The sequence below is a fragment of the Propioniciclava flava genome (assembly GCF_004126535.1).
GTDB lineage: Bacteria > Actinomycetota > Actinomycetes > Propionibacteriales > Propionibacteriaceae > Propioniciclava > Propioniciclava flava.
The window spans coordinates 176,214-193,227 of sequence record NZ_PPCV01000006.1 but is presented as its reverse complement, the minus strand read 5'-3'; the positions used below and the strand labels follow the sequence as shown (position 1 = coordinate 193,227).

20 protein-coding genes, 1 pseudogene and 1 riboswitch are annotated in these 17,014 nt (G+C 66.8%); of the genes and pseudogenes, 13 read left to right on the top strand and 8 right to left on the bottom strand.

What is annotated here, in order from left to right:
* The first annotated feature begins 103 nt into the window (after window positions 1-103).
* The 13 genes and pseudogenes from secY to C1706_RS14785 all read left to right on the top strand — a co-directional run.
* Window positions 104-1,441 carry a preprotein translocase subunit SecY gene (gene secY / locus C1706_RS10210; RefSeq protein ID WP_129459124.1) on the top strand — a complete coding sequence of 446 codons (1,338 nt, stop codon included), beginning with the start codon at window positions 104-106 and terminating at the stop codon, window positions 1,439-1,441.
* Window positions 1,438-2,022 carry an adenylate kinase gene (locus C1706_RS10205; protein ID WP_129459123.1) on the top strand — a complete coding sequence of 195 codons (585 nt, stop codon included), beginning with the start codon at window positions 1,438-1,440 and terminating at the stop codon, window positions 2,020-2,022. The genes secY and C1706_RS10205 overlap by 4 nt, the downstream gene beginning before the upstream one ends.
* Before the next feature lie 11 nt (window positions 2,023-2,033).
* Window positions 2,034-2,858, top strand: coding sequence for a type I methionyl aminopeptidase (map, locus tag C1706_RS10200; protein ID WP_284690565.1), 825 nt, complete (start codon window positions 2,034-2,036; stop codon window positions 2,856-2,858).
* Between the two features lie 22 nt (window positions 2,859-2,880).
* Window positions 2,881-4,569, top strand: a complete 1,689-nt coding sequence (locus C1706_RS10195; protein WP_431830701.1) for a formate--tetrahydrofolate ligase — start codon at window positions 2,881-2,883, stop codon at window positions 4,567-4,569.
* 26 nt (window positions 4,570-4,595) lie between these two features.
* Complete coding sequence (locus C1706_RS10190) at window positions 4,596-4,964, top strand: DUF1707 SHOCT-like domain-containing protein (RefSeq protein WP_129459120.1); 369 nt, start codon at window positions 4,596-4,598, stop codon at window positions 4,962-4,964.
* A gap of 122 nt (window positions 4,965-5,086) precedes the next feature.
* Complete coding sequence (infA, locus tag C1706_RS10185) at window positions 5,087-5,308, top strand: translation initiation factor IF-1 (RefSeq protein ID WP_129459183.1); 222 nt, start codon at window positions 5,087-5,089, stop codon at window positions 5,306-5,308.
* Window positions 5,309-5,373: 65 nt separating this feature from the next.
* Window positions 5,374-5,487 carry a 50S ribosomal protein L36 gene (gene rpmJ, locus C1706_RS10180; RefSeq protein WP_013862061.1) on the top strand — a complete coding sequence of 38 codons (114 nt, stop codon included), beginning with the start codon at window positions 5,374-5,376 and terminating at the stop codon, window positions 5,485-5,487.
* 214 nt (window positions 5,488-5,701) lie between these two features.
* Window positions 5,702-6,076 carry a 30S ribosomal protein S13 gene (gene rpsM / locus C1706_RS10175; RefSeq protein WP_129459119.1) on the top strand — a complete coding sequence of 125 codons (375 nt, stop codon included), beginning with the start codon at window positions 5,702-5,704 and terminating at the stop codon, window positions 6,074-6,076.
* Between the two features lie 42 nt (window positions 6,077-6,118).
* The gene (gene rpsK / locus C1706_RS10170; RefSeq protein ID WP_129459118.1) at window positions 6,119-6,538 is read left to right on the top strand and encodes a 30S ribosomal protein S11; all 420 of its coding nucleotides are present in this window, start codon (window positions 6,119-6,121) and stop codon (window positions 6,536-6,538) included.
* A gap of 32 nt (window positions 6,539-6,570) precedes the next feature.
* Window positions 6,571-7,176: a 30S ribosomal protein S4 gene (gene rpsD / locus C1706_RS10165; protein ID WP_129459117.1), complete on the top strand. Its 606-nt coding sequence runs from the start codon at window positions 6,571-6,573 to the stop codon at window positions 7,174-7,176.
* A 170-nt stretch (window positions 7,177-7,346) separates the two neighbouring features.
* Window positions 7,347-8,360 (top strand): DNA-directed RNA polymerase subunit alpha, encoded by a 1,014-nt coding sequence (locus C1706_RS10160; protein ID WP_129459116.1) that lies wholly within the window; start codon window positions 7,347-7,349, stop codon window positions 8,358-8,360.
* A 22-nt stretch (window positions 8,361-8,382) separates the two neighbouring features.
* Window positions 8,383-8,919, top strand: a complete 537-nt coding sequence (gene rplQ / locus C1706_RS10155) for a 50S ribosomal protein L17 (protein WP_129459115.1) — start codon at window positions 8,383-8,385, stop codon at window positions 8,917-8,919.
* Window positions 8,920-8,934: 15 nt separating this feature from the next.
* A pseudogene (locus C1706_RS14785) lies at window positions 8,935-9,096 on the top strand (sunset domain-containing protein); the annotation flags it as partial.
* Window positions 9,097-9,386: 290 nt separating this feature from the next.
* On the opposite strand, the gene C1706_RS10145 reads toward C1706_RS14785, so the two are convergent.
* The 8 genes from C1706_RS10145 to C1706_RS10110 form a co-directional block, all read right to left on the bottom strand.
* Window positions 9,387-10,295, bottom strand: a complete 909-nt coding sequence (locus C1706_RS10145; protein WP_164987516.1) for a resuscitation-promoting factor — start codon at window positions 10,293-10,295, stop codon at window positions 9,387-9,389.
* Window positions 10,296-10,481: 186 nt separating this feature from the next.
* On the bottom strand, window positions 10,482-11,102 hold the full coding sequence (locus C1706_RS10140) for a superoxide dismutase (RefSeq protein WP_129459113.1): 621 nt from the start codon (window positions 11,100-11,102) through the stop codon (window positions 10,482-10,484).
* A 96-nt stretch (window positions 11,103-11,198) separates the two neighbouring features.
* Window positions 11,199-12,014 (bottom strand): ECF transporter S component, encoded by an 816-nt coding sequence (locus C1706_RS10135; RefSeq protein ID WP_129459112.1) that lies wholly within the window; start codon window positions 12,012-12,014, stop codon window positions 11,199-11,201.
* Window positions 12,011-13,597 (bottom strand): ABC transporter ATP-binding protein, encoded by a 1,587-nt coding sequence (locus C1706_RS10130; protein ID WP_129459111.1) that lies wholly within the window; start codon window positions 13,595-13,597, stop codon window positions 12,011-12,013. The genes C1706_RS10135 and C1706_RS10130 overlap by 4 nt, the downstream gene beginning before the upstream one ends.
* Window positions 13,594-14,697, bottom strand: coding sequence for a CbiQ family ECF transporter T component (locus C1706_RS10125; RefSeq protein WP_129459110.1), 1,104 nt, complete (start codon window positions 14,695-14,697; stop codon window positions 13,594-13,596). The genes C1706_RS10130 and C1706_RS10125 overlap by 4 nt, the downstream gene beginning before the upstream one ends.
* On the bottom strand, window positions 14,694-15,311 hold the full coding sequence (locus C1706_RS10120) for a hypothetical protein (RefSeq protein WP_129459109.1): 618 nt from the start codon (window positions 15,309-15,311) through the stop codon (window positions 14,694-14,696). The genes C1706_RS10125 and C1706_RS10120 overlap by 4 nt, the downstream gene beginning before the upstream one ends.
* Window positions 15,308-16,345, bottom strand: a complete 1,038-nt coding sequence (locus C1706_RS10115; RefSeq protein WP_129459108.1) for a prenyltransferase/squalene oxidase repeat-containing protein — start codon at window positions 16,343-16,345, stop codon at window positions 15,308-15,310. The genes C1706_RS10120 and C1706_RS10115 overlap by 4 nt, the downstream gene beginning before the upstream one ends.
* Before the next feature lie 56 nt (window positions 16,346-16,401).
* Window positions 16,402-16,518: riboswitch (cobalamin riboswitch) on the bottom strand.
* Window positions 16,519-16,621: 103 nt separating this feature from the next.
* The gene (locus tag C1706_RS10110) at window positions 16,622-16,870 is read right to left on the bottom strand and encodes a CsbD family protein (protein WP_129459107.1); all 249 of its coding nucleotides are present in this window, start codon (window positions 16,868-16,870) and stop codon (window positions 16,622-16,624) included.
* Window positions 16,871-17,014 lie beyond the last annotated feature (144 nt).

Genomic DNA, 17,014 nt, shown 5'->3' with positions numbered 1-17,014 from the left:
CGCCGCCGATTCAGATGAGGGCTCCCAGCGCGGAACTTGGTACAGTCAGACAGGTTGGGCTCTGGCCCCGCCCGCAGTACCAGACTTCACCGTAAGGAACCGGATGCTCTCCGCCTTTGTCCACGCGTTCAGGACCCCTGACCTGCGTAGGAAGATCCTGTTCACCTTGGCGATCCTCGCGGTCTTTCGTCTGGGATCCGTGATCCCGGCACCCAACGTGAACTTGCAAAACGTCAACCAGTGTCGCATCGAAGCGACGACGGGCAGCGCGGCGGGCATCTATTCGATGATCAACCTGTTCTCCGGTGGGGCGCTACTGCAGTTGGCGATCTTCGCGTTGGGCATCATGCCTTACATCACCGCCTCCATCATCCTTCAGCTGCTGACGGTCGTCATCCCGCGACTTGAGGCCCTGAAGAAGGAGGGTGGTTCCGGTCAGCAGAAGATCACCCAGTACACCCGCTACCTGACGATCGTCTTGGCGATCATGCAGTCCACGGCTTATGTCACGATGGCGATCACCGGACAGTTGTTCCAGGGCTGCTCGCTGCCGATCGTGTACGACACGAATCTCTTCCCGATCATCACCATGGTGCTCACCATGACTGCCGGCACCGGCATCGTCATGTGGCTGGGCGAACTCATCACCGAGCGCGGCGTCGGCAACGGCATGTCGGTGATGATCTTCACGCAGATCGCCGCAGCCTTCCCCGCTCAGGTGTGGGGGATCGCCTTGAGCCGGGGCACGATCGAGTGGAACGGCCTGACGCTGCCGAACGCGAACGGCTGGCTCGTGTTCGCCGCCGTGGTCGCGGTCGGCCTGCTGGTCATGCTGGGCGTCATCTTCGTGGAGCAGGCTCAGCGTCGGATCCCCGTGCAGTACGCCAAGCGGATGGTGGGTCGTCGCCTGGTCGGCGGCAGCACCACGTACATCCCCATGAAGGTCAACCAGGCTGGCGTCATCCCGGTGATCTTCGCCAGTTCGATCCTCTACCTGCCGGTGATGCTGTCGCAGTTCGTGCCCGACAACCCGGTGGCCTCGTGGATCAACGCGAACATGAGCGGCTCATCGCTGTGGCACAACCTGCTCATGTTCGTCCTCATCGTCGCCTTCGCCTACTTCTATGTGGCGATCACGTTCAACCCGGAGGAGGTCGCTGACAACATGAAGAAGTACGGCGGCTTCATTCCTGGTATCCGGGCGGGCAAGCCGACCGAGAAGTATCTCGCGTACGTCTTGTCCCGCCTTACGGCCCCCGGCTCGCTGTATCTGGGCCTGATCTCGCTCCTGCCCGCCTTTGCTTTCGTCTTCATGGGCACCTCGCAACAGTTCCCGTTCGGCGGCACCTCGATCTTGATCGTGGTGGGCGTCGGCCTCGACACGGTCAAGCAGATCCAAAGCCAGCTTCAGCAGCGCAACTACGAAGGATTCTTGAGGTGAACCTGCTGATCATGGGCCCGCCAGGTGCGGGTAAAGGAACGCAAGCCGGAGGGATCGCGGAGCACTACAAGGTGCCCGCCATCTCGACGGGGCAACTGTTCCGGGACAACATCGCGCTGGGCACCGCCCTGGGGCGCACGATCGAGGGCCTGATTGCCGCAGGCAATCTGGTGCCGGACGAAGTGACGAACGCGATGGTGTTCGACCGTCTGGCCAAGCCGGACGTCCGCAAGCATCGCGGTTTCCTGCTGGACGGCTACCCGCGGACCCTTGAACAGGCCGCCGCGCTGGATGCAGAACTGCAGCGGCTGCGGATGCGCCTTGACGGCGTGATCGCGTTGACGGCCGATCCTGCCTCTTTGGTGAGCCGCATGTTGAAGCGTGCCGAGATCGAGGGGCGCGCTGACGACAACGAGGAGACGATCCGGACCCGGATCGAGGTCTACGGCGCCGAGACCGCACCCCTGCTCACCCTGTATGGCGAGCGCGGGCTGCTCATCGACGTGGACGCCGACGGCACGGTGGACGAGGTGGCGCAGCGCATCCGCAGCGCCTTGTCGGAGAGGCTCGACCGACGGTGAGGTGGCGTGGGGTGGAGCTGAAGACTCCCGAGCAGCTTGTCGCGATGCGGCGCGCCGGGTTGGTCGTGGCTCAAACCCACGTGGCTTTACGTGAGGCCGCAGCCCCCGGAGTCACCACGGGTGAGTTAGACGTCCTGGCTCGTGAGGTGCTTGCCCGCCACGGCGCCACGTCGTCGTTCCTGGGCTACGACGGTGGCTACGACGATCCGCCCTTTCCGGCGGTGACGTGCATCTCCGTGAACGAGGAAATCGTCCACGGCATCCCGGGCGACCGGGTGTTGGCTGCTGGAGATCTGGTGTCGGTCGACTTCGGCGCCATCGTCGACGGGTGGCACGGCGACGGAGCGATCACGTTCGGGGTGGGGGAGTTGTCTCCCGCGGACGCGCGCCTGAGCGACGTCACCCGGGAGGCGATGTGGGCGGGCATCGGTGCCGCGCACCTGCGGGGCCGGGTGGGCGACATCAGTCATGCTGTTGAGCGCCGCATCCGCGAGGAGCCGCTGACCTATGGCATCGTTCGCGACTTCACCGGGCACGGCATCGGTAGCGCCATGCACCAGCCACCGGATGTTCCCAACTATGGCCGTCCGGGGCGCGGCACCCGGATCGTGGAGGGGCTGGCTCTCGCTATCGAACCTATGGTCACCCTGGGTTCGGAGGAAGGGCTGACCCTGGACGACGACTGGACGGTGGTCACGGCCGATGGTTCCCGGGCCGCACACTGGGAACACACCATGACCGTCACGTCGGCGGGTCTGTGGATCCTGACGGCGCTGGACGGCGGCGAAGCGGAGCTGACGGCGCGCGGGTTGCCGTACGGCCCTTTGGCGGATTGACCTGAGCTACGGCAAGGAGCGGATCGTGCCCTCAGACCTTGAGATCGCCCAGGGCGCAACCCTGCGGCCGATGACCGAAGTCGGCGCCTTGCTCGGCCTGGACGCCGACGAACTGGAACCCTTCGGGCGACACGCAGCAAAAGTCGAACTGAGTGCCCTTCACGAAAGCACTACTCGCGGTCGCTATGTGGTGGTGACCGCCGTCACCCCGACACCGCTGGGGGAGGGCAAGACCACCACCACGGTCGGTCTGACAGAGGGGTGTGGCCTGGCCGGGCTCCGGGCAACGGCCGTGCTGCGTCAGCCCTCGCTGGGCCCCGTGTTTGGCATCAAGGGCGGTGCCGCCGGTGCTGGGCTGGCTCAGGTGGTTCCCATGGAGGCGATGAACCTTCACCTCACCGGCGACTTCCACGCGGTGACGGCGGCGCACAACCTTCTGGCCGCCATGGTGGACAACCATCTGCAGCACGGCAACGCCTTAGGCATCGAGCCGCATTCGATCACGTGGGGACGCGTCCTCGACATGAACGATCGGGCCCTGCGCAACATCGTGGTGGGGCTGGGTGGACGTCTGGATGGGGTGCCGCGTCAGAGCCGGTTCGACATCACCGCCGCGTCAGAGGTCATGACCATCCTTTCGCTGTCTGCTTCGATCGGTGACCTGCGGGCACGGCTCGGGCGGATCGTGGTCGGATTCGACCGCGACGGCCAGCCGGTCACCGCCGAGGACCTGCACGCTGCGGGAGCCATGGCGGTCCTGCTCAAGGACGCCCTGCGTCCCAACCTTCTCCAAACTCTGGAAGGGCAACCGGCCCTGATCCATTGCGGACCCTTCGGCAATATCGCCACCGGGAACAGTTCCATCCTTGCGGATCGACTGGGCCTGCAGCGCAGCGACATCGTCATCACGGAGGCCGGGTTTGGTGCCGACCTCGGGTTCGAACGATTCGTCAACGTGAAGTGCCGCACGTCAGGGTTGACGCCGGACGCGGCGGTCGTCGTGGTGACGGTGCGAGCGCTCAAGGTGCATTCGGGACGCTTCACGGTCTCCGCCGGCAAGCCCCTGCCTCCTGAGATGCTGGAGGAGAGTCCCGGCGACGTCGCTGCGGGCCTGGCGAACCTGGCGCATCACCTCGACATCGTCGCGGCCGCTGGCGTGCCTGCGGTGGTGGCCATCAACGCGTTCCCCGACGATCACCCCAGCGAGCATGCCGTCATCGAGCGCTTCGCGCACCAGCGAGGCGTCCGTGTTGCCATCACCCGACACGTGGCCGAAGGGGGAGTAGGCGCCCAAGATCTGGTGCGTGAAGTCCTGGCAGCGACCCAGGAGGGCAGCCACCTTCGGTACACCTACGATCTCGAGGACGCCCTCGAGGTGAAGCTTCGCAAGCTCGCCACCCTCGTCTATGGCGCCGCGGATGTCGAACTGACTCCTGCGGCGGCTGCGGATCTGCGCCGCTTCGCTGCGCTCGGCTACGCGGGGTTGCCGGTACTGGTCGCCAAGACGCACCTGTCGACGACCGCGACCCCAGTCGACCGTGGGGCGCCCACTGGGTGGGTCCTGCCCATTCGGGAGGTGCGGCTCGCGGCGGGCGCCGGCTACGTCTACGCCTTGGCGGGGCAGATGCAAACGATGCCTGGGCTCGGGGCGCATCCGGCAGCCGAACGCATGGATCTCACCGATGAGGGGCGTATCGTCGGCCTGTTCTAGGGGTGCGGGGTCGGTACTGTGGTGGCATGGCGGAGCTCTCGCGGTCATCGAAGTATCGGGCCACACCTGACCTTCCGCTCCCCGATGGGGATCGAGAAAGGCTTGTGGAGCGGCTCAACGCTGCCTACGCGTCGGGGGACATCTCCGAGGATGCCTACCCCGGCTTGCTCGACGCGGTGTTCTCCGCGACGACGCTGGGCGATGTCGCCCCCGTCGTGGGGGCGTTGCCCGGCGAAGTGACCTATCAGGTTCCGGCCGTGATCGACACCGGCAACCAGCGCCCTGGTGAACTCGCGCAGGCGCGGGCCGCCTCCCCGATGCTGGGCATCGCGATTGCTGCGGGTGTTGTGCTGGCCGTGATTGTGCTGCTGACCCTTGTGTGGTTCTTGTTCTAGGAGGCATCGCCAACGCGGCGAACGGCCGGTTGTCACGATTTGGGTGCGGGGGTGCGCCGGAGTAGTATAGGCAGTCGGTCACCTGTGTCCACAGGCGACGCATGTCTGCAACCAAGGAGATCATGGCTAAGAAGGAAGGCGCCCTCGAAATGGAGGGTACCGTCGTCGAGGCTTTGCCCAACGCGATGTTCCGTGTGGAACTGACCAATGGGCACAAGGTGTTGGCGACCATCAGTGGCAAGATGCGGCAGCACTACATCCGCATCCTCCCGTCTGACCGAGTGGTCGTCGAGTTGTCGCCCTACGATCTCACCCGCGGCCGCATCGTCTTCCGGCACCGGTAATTCCACACGTTCACCACCCGTCGCGGACGATTCTGTCCGCGGCACCAAGCAGTGAAGGAGCTCGCATGAAGGTTCAGCCGAGCGTCAAGAGGATCTGCGACAAGTGCAAGGTCATCCGCCGGCACGGTCGCGTGATGGTCATCTGCGAGAACCCGCGCCACAAGCAGCGCCAGGGCTGAGGCCCGCTGCGTGGCGGGAGGGCCTTTGATCCTGAGGGTCCTCCCAGAACGAAACAACGTGACGGTAGATCCGTCGAGGGGTGGGCGAGAGCCCGGTGCCCCCTCGGCGGTCCACCCCCGGACGAAGGCCGGGGCCCGTGCTCAGGCGCACGGGACGCCGCACGCAACACACCTTCGCGGCCCACGAGGCTGAAACGAGAAAGGGAAACGCCTGATGGCACGACTCATCGGAGTCGATCTTCCGCGCGAGAAGCGCTTGGAGATCGGACTCACCTACATCTTTGGTATCGGTCGCACCCGCGCCAAGGAGATCCTGGCCGCCACCGGCATCAGCGGGGACGTCCGCGTGAAGGACCTGACCGACGAGCAACTCGTCGCGATGCGTGACTTCATCGAGGGCAACTACGAGACCGAGGGCGATCTTCGCCGTAGCGTCGCCGCTGATATCCGTCGCAAGATCGAGATTGGCAGCTACCAGGGCCGTCGTCACCGCATGGGCCTCCCGGTCCATGGCCAGCGGACGCGGACCAATGCGCGCACGCGCAAGGGTAAGAAGCGGGCCGTCGCCGGCAAGAAGAAGGCCCGCTGAGGCGGGGCCTAGGCTCATCGAGACCAGGAGAATCTGACACATATGGCTACTGCAGGCCGTACCAAGGCTCAGGCCGCCGCGGCGAAGGGCAAGGTCCGCCGCAAGGAGAAGAAGAACATCGTCTCCGGGCAGGCTCACATCAAGAGCACGTTCAACAACACGATCATCACGATCACCGATCCCACCGGATCGGTGATCTCCTGGGCGTCCGCCGGCACCGTCGGCTTCAAGGGCTCCCGCAAGTCGACTCCGTTCGCCGCTCAGATGGCCGCTGAGGCCGCTGGCCGTCGTGCCATGGACCATGGCATGAAGCGCGTGGACGTCTTCGTCAAGGGCCCCGGTTCCGGCCGGGAGACCGCCATCCGTTCCCTCGGTGCGCTGGGTCTGGAGATCGGTCCGATCTCCGACGTGACCCCCGTGCCGCACAACGGTTGCCGCCCCCCGAAGCGCCGTCGCGTCTGAGCCCGAGTCGAGAAAAGAAGGACTGATCAACCATGGCCCGTTACACCGGCCCTATCACCAAGAAGTCCCGTCGGCTCGGTACCGACCTGGTGGGCAACGACAAGGCGTTCGAGCGCCGCGCGTACCCCCCGGGCGTCCACGGACGCGGCCGCATCAAGGAGTCGGAGTACCTGCTCCAGATGCGCGAGAAGCAGAAGGCGCGCTACACCTACGGCGTGCTGGAGAAGCAGTTCCGTCGTTACTACGAGGAGGCCGTGCGCAAGTCCGGCAAGACGGGCGAAATCCTGCTCCAGATCCTCGAGTCGCGTCTGGACAACGTCGTGTACCGCGCTGGCTTCGCCTCGACCCGCCGCCAGGCCCGCCAGATGGTCGTTCACGGCCACTTCCTGGTCAACGGCAAGAAGGTCAACATCCCGAGCTTCCGCGTCACCCCGTACGACATCATCGATGTCGCACCGAAGTCGCTGAACCTCGATCCGTTCGTGATTGCGCGCGAGACGCACCACGAGCGCGTCGTTCCGGCGTGGCTCACCGCTCGCCCGAACCGGATGCGCATCCTCGTGCACCAGCTGCCGACCCGCGACCAGATCGTGGTCGACGTCGCCGAACAGCTGATCGTCGAGCTCTACTCCAAGTGATGCCACGCGGCGCCCGAACCACCCAGTGCGGTTCGGGCGCCGCAGGCACTCTCCCGCGGTAGCTCCCGCTCACCAGGGCGAGGTTTCCGCACGCACGTCTTTGGGGTCGGCACCGTGCCAGACCCCCACTGGACACCGTCAAATAGTGGGCGGTGGAAAGGAATAGCTACATGCTCATTGCACAGCGTCCGACGCTGACCGAAGAGGTCATCGACGACTACCGCTCGCGGTTCGTCATCGAGCCCCTGGAGCCCGGCTTCGGGTACACCCTGGGCAACTCCCTGCGCCGCACCCTGCTGTCGTCGATCCCCGGCGCGGCCGTGACGTCGGTCAAGGTCGAAGGTAACCAGCACGAGTTCTCGACGCTTCCTGGCGTCGTGGAAGACGTCACCGAGATCATCCTCAACGTCAAGCAGCTCGTCTTGTCCTCCGAAGAGGACGAGCCGGTCGTCATGTACCTGCGCAAGGCAGGTGCCGGTGCGGTGACCGCAGCCGACATTGCGCCGCCGGCTGGCGTGGAGATCCACAACCCGGAACTCCACATCGCCACGCTGAACGCGTCCGGCAAGATCGACATGGAGCTGGTGGTGGAGCGTGGCCGTGGCTACGTGTCCTCCAACCAGAACAAGAGCCCCGACTCGGAGATCGGCCGCATTCCGGTCGACTCGATCTACAGCCCCGTGCTGAAGGTCACCTACAAGGTCGAGGCGACCCGCGTGGAGACCCGCACCGACTTCGACCGCCTCATCGTTGACGTCGAGACCAAGCCGGCGATCTCGCCTCGCGACGCGGTTGCGTCGGCGGGCAAGACCCTGGTTGAGCTGTTCGGTCTGGCTCGCGAACTGAACGCGGACGCCGAAGGCATCGAGATCGGCCCGTCCACGATCGATGAGCAGTACGCCGCTGACATGGCCCTGCCGGTCGAGGAACTCAAGCTCACGATGCGCAGCTACAACTGCCTCAAGCGCGAGGGTATCCACACGGTCTCTGAGCTCGTGTCGCGTTCGGAGCAGGACCTGCTCGACATCCGCAACTTCGGTAGCAAGTCGATCGACGAGGTCAAGCAGCGTCTCGCCGAGATGGGTCTGGCTTTGAAGGACAGCGCACCGGGGTTTGACCCGCTGGCCGCGCTGAACAGCTACCCCGAAGGCGATGACTTCGCCGACGATCCCGATCAGTTCTGATATCGCCTAGGAGATACACACCATGCCCAAGCCCACCAAGGGTCCCCGTCTCGGCGGAAGCCCGGCCCACGAGCGGATCATCCTGGCGAACCTCGCCAGCCAGCTGTTCGAGCACGGCCGGATCACCACCACCGAGGCGAAGGCGAAGCGCGTCCGTCCGCTGGCCGAGAAGCTGATCACCAAGGCCAAGCGAGGCGACCTGCACAACCGTCGCATCGTCTTGAAGACGATCACGGATAAGGGCGTCGTGCACGTCCTGTTCACCGAGATCGCGCCGAAGGTTGCCGATCGTGACGGCGGCTACACCCGGATCACCAAGATCGGTAACCGCCAGGGCGACAACGCTCCGATGGCGGTCATCGAGATCGTGACCGAGTCCGTCGAAGAGAGTCGGCAGGCGAAGGCTAAGGGCGCCGCGAAGGCTGCTGCCCCGAAGCCTGCAGCCAAGAAGCCCGCCGCTAAGGCGGCTAAGGCGGAGAAAGTCGCCGTCGCGGATGACGCGAAGGCTGCCGCCGCCGTGGAGGCGCCGCAGTTCGGTGAGGGGTCGTACGTGGGCTAAGAGCCCCCGGCCGGCTTCGACATCAAGGGCAACGCCGACTCGATGCTGTTCCACACGCCTGAGTCGCGTTGGTACGACATCACCAAGGCGGAGGTCTGGTTCAACAGCGCCGAGGCCGCCACCGCCGCCGGGTTCACCGACGCGATGGCCGGCAAGGAAAGCGCCCCGGAGGCCTGAGCCTCAGCGCCAAGCGTTACTCCGTCAGCGCCCGGTCCCCTCACAGGGGCCGGGCGCTGACGCGTCGTGGCGCGTTCTCCACGGGCGCCGACGCGTCGCGAAGTACGGGGGAGTCCGCCGTAGGCCACTTCGGGGTGGTTTGCGGGGGAGGCAGAACGGGGCGGGCCTCTCCCCGGGGCATGAGGCGAAGGCGAGGGTGTCGGGCCGGTCAGAACATAACGATGGCCCTCTGGGGTTACCCAGAGGGCCATCGCCTCAAGCTCGGGGGCCGCTCTGCGGCCGGGGACGGACTAGGCCGCGCCGCGGCAACCCCACGGCTGCAGACCGCGCTTGGCGTAGAGACGGTTGGCCACGGTGATCTGCTGCTCGCGGGAGGCCTGATGCGGGTAAGCGGCGAAGTCAGTACCCCCGTTGGCGCGCCAGGTCTGCAGGTTGAACTGGAGCCCGCCGTAGTAGCCATTGCCCGTGTTGATGTTCCAACGGTTCGTGGACTCGCACTTGGCGATCCGGTCCCACATGTCCGCACGCGAGAGATCCAAGCCACCGCCAGTCGATGCGGCCGGCGCAGTGCTCGGATCAGAGGGCGCGGGCGCCGCCGGAGCGGTCGGCTTGGGGGACGCCGGGCGATCCGCGGAACGCGAACTGACCTCGGCGCGCCTGGTCCCCACCAGGATCACCTGGTTGACGGCCTCCTGCGTGACGGTCTGCGAAACCATCTCGGTACCGTCGACCTTCCCGTTGAGGGTGGTCGTCCGCACCACATCTTCACGGACGCCCGGGACGCCCTTGGTCTTGATGCTGGTCTTGCCCTTCTCCAGCGTCGGATCGTTCACCTGAGTGGTGGCGAAGTCCAAAGCCACCTTGGTGGTCTCCTCCGAGACGGCGACGCGCGTCACCGTCACCGAATCGCCCACGGCGAGCTGGCTTCCTAGTGCCGGGGAAACGCGGTCGTGCTCGCCCAAAGCGATCTCGGCGGCGGACAAGGAGGCGGCCACCGTCCCCTCAGCGCTAGAGACCCGCTTGGCCACGCCATCGACCCACACCAGGACCTCGACGCTGGCTGGCGTCTCGAAGGCTGCGGCGGGAACCGCAGTCTGCTCGGCAGCGGGCTGGCTGCCCAACACAGCGGCGGTAGCGCCGCTCGCAACGAGGACGGCGGCGCTGGCCGCGACCGCGATGATCTTGGGAGAGAAGGGCACGTGATCTCCTGGATGGAACGAACAAAGCACCCCCAGTCTTACCTGATCCTGAGAGATTCTCAACTACTCTTCACCTGTGTTGCCCGAGCGGGCAGCGAAAAGGGGCGGTAACCGTCTGGTCGCCGCCCCTCTCGTGGCCTCAACGCGGGTCGCCCCGAGGCGACCGCGCATCAGCCGAGTTCACTCTCAGTACAGCCCGCCCTCGGACGCTGCACGCGCCTGAGCGAGACGCTTGGCGACGTCGGCCCAGTTGACGACGTTCCACCAGCTGGTGACGTAGTCGGCCTTCACGTTCTTGTATTGCAGGTAGTAGGCGTGCTCCCACATGTCGAGCTGGAGGATGGGGAGCTGCCCCACCGGCAGGTTGCCCTGCTGGTCGAAGAGCTGGTTGATGTTGAGGCGCTGGCCCAACGTGTCCCAGACCAAGACCGACCAGCCGCTGCCCTGCAGACCCTTGGCGGTCTCGTTGAAGTGCTTCTGGAAACCGTCGAAGGAACCGAAGAACTCATCGATCGCTGCCGCGACCTCGCCCTCGGGACGGCCGCCGCCCTCGGGAGACATGTTCTTCCAGAACACGGAGTGGTTGATGTGCCCGCCCACGTTGAAGGCGAGATCCTTCTCCAGCTTGTTGACGTTGGCCAGATCGCCGGACTCGCGGGCGGCTGCCAGCTTCTCCAGCGCAAGGTTGGCGCCGTCGACGTAGGCCTTGTGGTGCTTGGAGTAGTGGAGGTTCATGATCTCGCCGGAGATATGCGGCTCGAGAGCTCCGAAGTCGTAACCGAGGTCAGGAAGGGTATAGGTCGTCATCGATGGATCTTCCTCTCATCTGCGGGTCAGGGGGCACCAGGCCCGTTCGCGCTCCACCCTATTACCGAGCGCGGACAAGACAACCCCCGCGCCTGGTCAATTGGCGAATGCGGCGCGGCGCGCGGCGCGCCTGAGGATGTGCAGCAGTCCTGGCCCCAGGAGCACGATCAGCACCACGCTGGTGAGGGCGCGGCCAAGATTCCACCCCATCGAGGTGACCATGTTGTAGAGGACGAACACGTGCAGGTTGCGCCAGGGACCAGCCGCCGGATCGAAGGAGAACTGTGTTGAGGTCCCCAGCCCGAAAGGCCAAAACGCGAAGTCCATCAGCCAGCCGTAGGCGAAGGCCGAGACGAATCCCCAGCACGCCAGCAAGGCGATCTCGCACCCTCCGCGCGCCCGCGGCAGCAGCCCCGCGCCCAGCCCCACAAACCCAGCCGCGATCATCTGATAGGGCAGCCACGGCCCGACGCCCGCTGTCAGCAACGATGACGCGAACAAGGTGATCGCCCCTTGAGCGAACCCGAAGGAAGGCCCGAAGGCCCGCCCGCCAAGGATGAGGAGAAAGAAGACCGGTTCCATCCCTGCCGTCCCGGTGCCCAACGGACGCAAGATCGCCCCGACGGCTGCCAGCACGCCGAGCATGGCCAGCCCCTTCACATCCATCCCGTGACCGGTCAGGTCGGAGACGACCACGGCCAGGATCAGCGGAAGGACCAGCGCGAAGATCAGCGGCGCCTGCAGCGGACTGACCGCAGAGCCCGGCGTCCAGACCAAAGGCCACGTGAAAGCGGCCAGCCCTGCCGCCGCGGCGACGACGAGGAGCAACGCGGTGCGCGCCTGAGTCCGGGGCGCCGACGTGCCTGCGCTGATCGTTCGCGTGGTGGATGAGGATCGGGTGGCCAGGCTCATCGGGCCCCCCTTACCTCGTCCGGGACCAGAACGGCCGTGGGGGAGAAGACCTTGGTGGTCTGGGGTGCGAAAGCCGGGCTACTGGTCAGCACCTCGCGGGTGGGTCCGTCCGCGATGACGTCGCCGTCCGCCATCACGAGGGTGCGCTGACTGGCGGCGGCGAACTCAACGTCATGGGTGCTGACGACCACGACGTGACCCTCGTGTGCCAGACGGGACACGGTCCTGCTCAGGTGATCCTTCATGGCGTAGTCCAGGCCGCGCGTCGGCTCGTCGAGCAGAATCACTCCCGGTTCGGCGCACAACTGGAGTGCGAGGACCAAACTGAGCCGCTGCCCCTCGGACAGGTCACGGGGATCGGCCTGCGGTGGCAGCCGTGATCCCAGGGACGACAGAATCTCCGCCGCGGTTCCGGGCTGGCTGCCGGTCTCGCGGTCGGCTTGAGCCAGCTCTGCTGCCACGGTGGGAAGGTAGAGCAAGTCGGTCGCCGTCTGCGGGACAAGGCTCACCAGGCGACGGGCCTGAGGCGCCGACAGGGTGCGGGGGTCCCGCCCATCGACGCTGACCGAGCCTGTGCTGGGGAGCCCCCCTTGAAGCGCCCACAACAATGACGACTTTCCGGCGCCGTTGCGCCCCATGAGCGCGGTCACTTCGCCGGGACGAAGATCGAGACTGAGGCGGTTGACTGCGGTGAGTGACCCGTAGGAGATCGTGAGGTCGCGCACGGACACCCGAGCTGGGGCGGTGCTCAACGGCACGACTGCTGGCGCCGTCACCCTGAGATGCTCCCGCTGCACCCGGCGGCGAGCATCGCGGACGGAGGCGGGGACGGCGTCCCAGTGCAGCGCTCGCGCCAGTTGTGCCAGCGGAGGGCGCACATCGCACGTCAGGAGGAGGCGCGAGGGCGGCCCGACGACCACGCCGTGCGTGTCCTGTGGCAACCAGAGGAGCGTGTCGGCCTGGTGCAGGACCCGCTCGAGGCGATGCTCGGCCAGCACGACGGTCAGTCCCACCTCATGCACGAGTGACGTCAACGCGCTCAAGACGTCCTGGGCGGCAGTGGGATCCAGCGCCGACGTTGGCTCGTCGAGGACCAGCACGCGCGGCTGCGCTGCCAACACGGCGGCGATCGCCACGCGCTGCTGTTGCCCGCCCGACAGGTCGGCCAGCGGACGCCGACGCAGGGCCGCGATTCCCATGAGGTCGAGGGTTTCCTCGACACGCTTACGCATCGCCGCGGGCCGCAGACCCAACTGCTCCATGCCGTAGGCGATCTCCTCCTCGACGGTGTCGGTGACGAATCCGGCCCGAGGGTCTTGTCCGACCCAGCCCACGACGTCGGCCAGGTCACGGGGACGGTTGTGCGCGGTGGAACGCCCAGCGACGCGAACATCGCCCGCCAGCGTGCCTCCGGTGAAGTGGGGCACCAGGCCGTTGATCGCTCCCAGCAGGGTCGACTTCCCGGTTCCCGTCCGCCCCACCACGACGGCCAAGTCACCTTCCTCCACGGTGAAGCTGACCTCGCGCAGGGTGGGCTCGGATGCTCCCGGATAGGTGAGGGTGACGTCCTCGAAGGTAATCATGCGGCCGCCTCACCCAGGTGGCCGGGATGGGTCGTTGCGGGCAGGGGCGCGCGAGTGAGGGCCAGCGGGGCCACGGCGAGCCCCGCCACGACCAGCATGAGGGGGTGCAGTGTCGGCCAGGTCAGGGGCGAGGTAGCAGGGTGGAAGGCCGCGTACAGGGTCGGCCACTCACCTGTGCCGACGAGCGCCATGGTGGCCGCTGCGGCGCACCCGGAGGCGGCCAAGAGGGAGTCGCGCGCCGTCCAAGGATCCGGCCGATAGCGGGTGACCGAAAGCCGGCGCCCTCCGACGCGTAATCCCCACACGGTCCCGGCCACACCGAGGACGAGCAGGGCTCCCCCCAGCGGCGGGGAGGCCGAACCCAGGAGGAGGAACGCGCCGAGAGTGGCCGCGAGCATGGCCGCCAGCAGGCCTCCCGTGAGCGCAGGGGAGGGCGGACGTTGATCGCGGGTACGACCGAAACCGCGCGCCTCCATGCCTGCGGCCAGGCTCAGCGAGCGGTCGATCGCGTCGGCCAGCACAGGAATCACGACCGCCGTCACGGCGTTCCAACCACGAGCAGCACCCCCGCGCAACCGTCGGGCACGACGAACCCGCTGCACCGATTCCACCAGTTGCGGAGCCACCGACAACGCGATGACGACCGCAACCGAAGCCTCATAGAGGGCTGCGGGAACACTACGTAAAGCGCGCTTGGGATTGGCCAGCGCGTTGGCGGCACCCAGACACAGGAGCATCGCCGCGAGACGACCTGCGTCGTAGAGGGTGAACACCAGGCCCTCCGCGCTGACCGGCCCACCCAAGCGAATGCCAGCGGCCCATGACGGTAGCTCGATCTGTGGGAGCGTGAACAAGACGGTGGTGCCGCCTCCAGACCCCATCACGATGAAGAAGAAGAGCCGCATGGCGATGATGAAGGCGGCCAAGACGGCGTAGATCCGCAGTGAGCGTGCCCAGGGGGCATCGCTACGGCGCAGGAGGACGACCGCGCACACGGCCAACACGATCAAGACGATCTGCAGGGGATTGGTCGTCATGGACAGGGCCGCGGCCAAGCCGAGCGCCCACGCCCACCAGGCCCAGGGGTGTACGGGCGTCATGCGCGGCGGCGCCGTACGAGGACGACGACGGTGATGGCCACGGCGACGAGCACGATGCCGCCCGTGATGGCGGCACCGGTCCCATCACTGCTCCCGGCGGGCGCCGCGGACGCCGGTGCTGACGGGGTCGAGGGCACAACGGGTGAGAGCGGCGTCGAGCTGGCGGAGAGCTGCGCGGCCGCCGCAGGAGTCAGGGGTGCTGGTGGCTGCGAGCCGTCGCCAAAGACCCATCCCTCAGCGTTGCCCGCCTGCGGACGGGAGTTGGCATACCCCAGCGATGAGTACGTCCAGGGGCCGAAACCTCCCGCCGCATCGCGAGTGGCTTGCCAGTAAGACCAGTAGGCGCTCGGCTTGACGGTGCAGACGGCGGGCACCTCATCGATGCGGCACAGCAACCCGGGGGAGGAGTCCTGGGTGGTGAACCCAGCCGAGACGAGGGCTTCTTGGCCTGAGGAGAACGCTGCCGCGCAGCCAGCACGGTCCCCCTCCACGACGACCCAGACCCCCGCACAGGAAGTGGCGTCCGACTCGGGCGCGGCCGCAACGGGGGTTGCCGCAGCCCCCGACACCAGGAGCGCGGCGGCAAGGGCGGCGCCGATGCGCCCCCGCTTCATCGACGAGAGGGGCGGCGCAGTCCGACTACCACGGCACCCACCACGACCACCAGGGCTGCCGCGCTGCCCAACCAGGCGCTGGGATCCAGCCAGCCAGCCGCCGGCGTGGCCGGGACTGCGGCGGGCGTGGCCGTCGAGGACCCAGCGGGGGAGGGGGTGCCGCTAGCGGCGGGACTCCCCGACCAGGTGGCGTCCAGGTAGGAGACACCCGACAACCCCAAGGCCGCCTGCGCCGTGGCCAAAACGTCGGGTGTACCCGCGTTCAAGAAGGAGCCGTCAGCCTGCTGCTGGGAGGTGAGATAAATGACCGAGGCGTCCACGTTCTTCCCCGTGGCCGCGAGCGCAGAAGCCATGACCGCTGTCGAGTTGACCGGGTTGTAACCCGCGTAGGAGCCGTCCGGCTGGATGTTCTGGTCTGCCCAGGCCACGGCCTTGCGGATGGAGGCGTCATCGCCCAGCGCCGTCAGTGCTTGGAGGGCGAGCGCAGTGGAGTCGGCGTCGGAGGGCTGCCCGGCCTGATAGCTGAACCCGCCGTCCTTGCCTTGAAAGGTGAGGAGGTTGGTGCCCAACGCTGCGGGGACGTCCTCGTCGGCGCGTGTCAGGGCCACCGCCGCGAGACCGCTCGCGAACGGGCCAGGGTAGCTACCGAAGCTGCCATCGGAGGCGATGCCATTCTTGACGGCGGCGATCAGGTCGGTGCCCAGCGCGGTACGCGGGTCGGCTCCGACGGCTTCCAGAGCAACGGCCACCTTGGCTGCAGCCTCCGGGGCGCCCGCAGCGTAGGCGGCGCCCTTGTCCTTCAACGTGGTGGTGAGGCGGTCAACGACGGGCGCCTGGGTGGGATCGTTGCTTGCGGCCAACGCGATGAGAGCGTCGGCGACCTTGCCCGGATCGTCGATGCTCTGCTGGCCCATCCATGCGGTGGCCCGCTGTGCAGCGCCGAGGTCGGCGGCCTGGGCGGGCACTGCCAGCCCGACCAACAGCGCGAGTACGGTGGCGAGCCATGCCACCACGGTGGAGCGTCGCAGAATCATCCGGATCGAGTTCCTCACTGAGTCACGCGGAGGCCGTTCAACGGGGATGATGTCGTGGTCGCCGCCCGCGCTCCTCGACGGGTCGTTGCTTGTTCTGGCTCACACAGGTGCTCCGGCTGTAGCGACAAGCGCATCACGGTTGCGGGTCAGCCCGGGACTTGCACCCGGTTCCCCCACGTGGGTCCCTCCCAGGCTACAGCAGCACAGCGGGGTGCGAGCCCTGAAGCCCGCACCCCGCTGTGATCGATGTTGGTGCTGAGAAGAAGGTGAGATGCCTTACTTCGTCGCGTCGTTGACGGCGTCCTTGACGTCGTCGACGACACCCTTCGCGGCGTCCTTGACGTCGTCGACGACACCCTTCGCGGCGTCCTTCACCTGTTCACCGGCCTGCTTGGCCTTTGCCGCGGCTTCCTTCGCCGCGCCCTTGGCCTCGAGCTCTTCGTTGTCGGTGAGATCACCGACCGCCCGCTCGATCTTGCCGCCGAGTTCCTCAGCCTTGTTAGAGATCTTGTCGCCGATACCCATACGAACCCCCTAACTGGCGGCCCTTCTGTTGCCGCCTTTGGTGTTCGCCCCACCCTAGGGGCGGACGTAGCCGAATCCAAGAGGGAAAAATGTGGGATTCCACACACACGCGTGACGTTGCCCCGTCCGCTGGGTGCGGGGGCA

What these genes read in the sequence shown, in the direction of transcription:
- secY (WP_129459124.1), top strand. Translation starts at nt 104, where the DNA reads ATGCTCTCCGCCTTTGTCCACGCGTTCAGGACCCCTGACCTGCGTAGG.
- C1706_RS10190 (WP_129459120.1), top strand. Translation starts at nt 4,596, where the DNA reads ATGGCGGAGCTCTCGCGGTCATCGAAGTATCGGGCCACACCTGACCTT.
- infA (WP_129459183.1), top strand. Translation starts at nt 5,087, where the DNA reads ATGGCTAAGAAGGAAGGCGCCCTCGAAATGGAGGGTACCGTCGTCGAG.
- rpmJ (WP_013862061.1), top strand. Translation starts at nt 5,374, where the DNA reads ATGAAGGTTCAGCCGAGCGTCAAGAGGATCTGCGACAAGTGCAAGGTC.
- rpsM (WP_129459119.1), top strand. Translation starts at nt 5,702, where the DNA reads ATGGCACGACTCATCGGAGTCGATCTTCCGCGCGAGAAGCGCTTGGAG.
- rpsK (WP_129459118.1), top strand. Translation starts at nt 6,119, where the DNA reads ATGGCTACTGCAGGCCGTACCAAGGCTCAGGCCGCCGCGGCGAAGGGC.
- rpsD (WP_129459117.1), top strand. Translation starts at nt 6,571, where the DNA reads ATGGCCCGTTACACCGGCCCTATCACCAAGAAGTCCCGTCGGCTCGGT.
- C1706_RS10160 (WP_129459116.1), top strand. Translation starts at nt 7,347, where the DNA reads ATGCTCATTGCACAGCGTCCGACGCTGACCGAAGAGGTCATCGACGAC.
- rplQ (WP_129459115.1), top strand. Translation starts at nt 8,383, where the DNA reads ATGCCCAAGCCCACCAAGGGTCCCCGTCTCGGCGGAAGCCCGGCCCAC.
- C1706_RS10140 (WP_129459113.1), bottom strand. Translation starts at nt 11,102, where the DNA reads ATGACGACCTATACCCTTCCTGACCTCGGTTACGACTTCGGAGCTCTC.
- C1706_RS10135 (WP_129459112.1), bottom strand. Translation starts at nt 12,014, where the DNA reads ATGAGCCTGGCCACCCGATCCTCATCCACCACGCGAACGATCAGCGCA.
- C1706_RS10130 (WP_129459111.1), bottom strand. Translation starts at nt 13,597, where the DNA reads ATGATTACCTTCGAGGACGTCACCCTCACCTATCCGGGAGCATCCGAG.
- C1706_RS10125 (WP_129459110.1), bottom strand. Translation starts at nt 14,697, where the DNA reads ATGACGCCCGTACACCCCTGGGCCTGGTGGGCGTGGGCGCTCGGCTTG.
- C1706_RS10120 (WP_129459109.1), bottom strand. Translation starts at nt 15,311, where the DNA reads ATGAAGCGGGGGCGCATCGGCGCCGCCCTTGCCGCCGCGCTCCTGGTG.
- C1706_RS10115 (WP_129459108.1), bottom strand. Translation starts at nt 16,345, where the DNA reads ATGATTCTGCGACGCTCCACCGTGGTGGCATGGCTCGCCACCGTACTC.
- C1706_RS10110 (WP_129459107.1), bottom strand. Translation starts at nt 16,870, where the DNA reads ATGGGTATCGGCGACAAGATCTCTAACAAGGCTGAGGAACTCGGCGGC.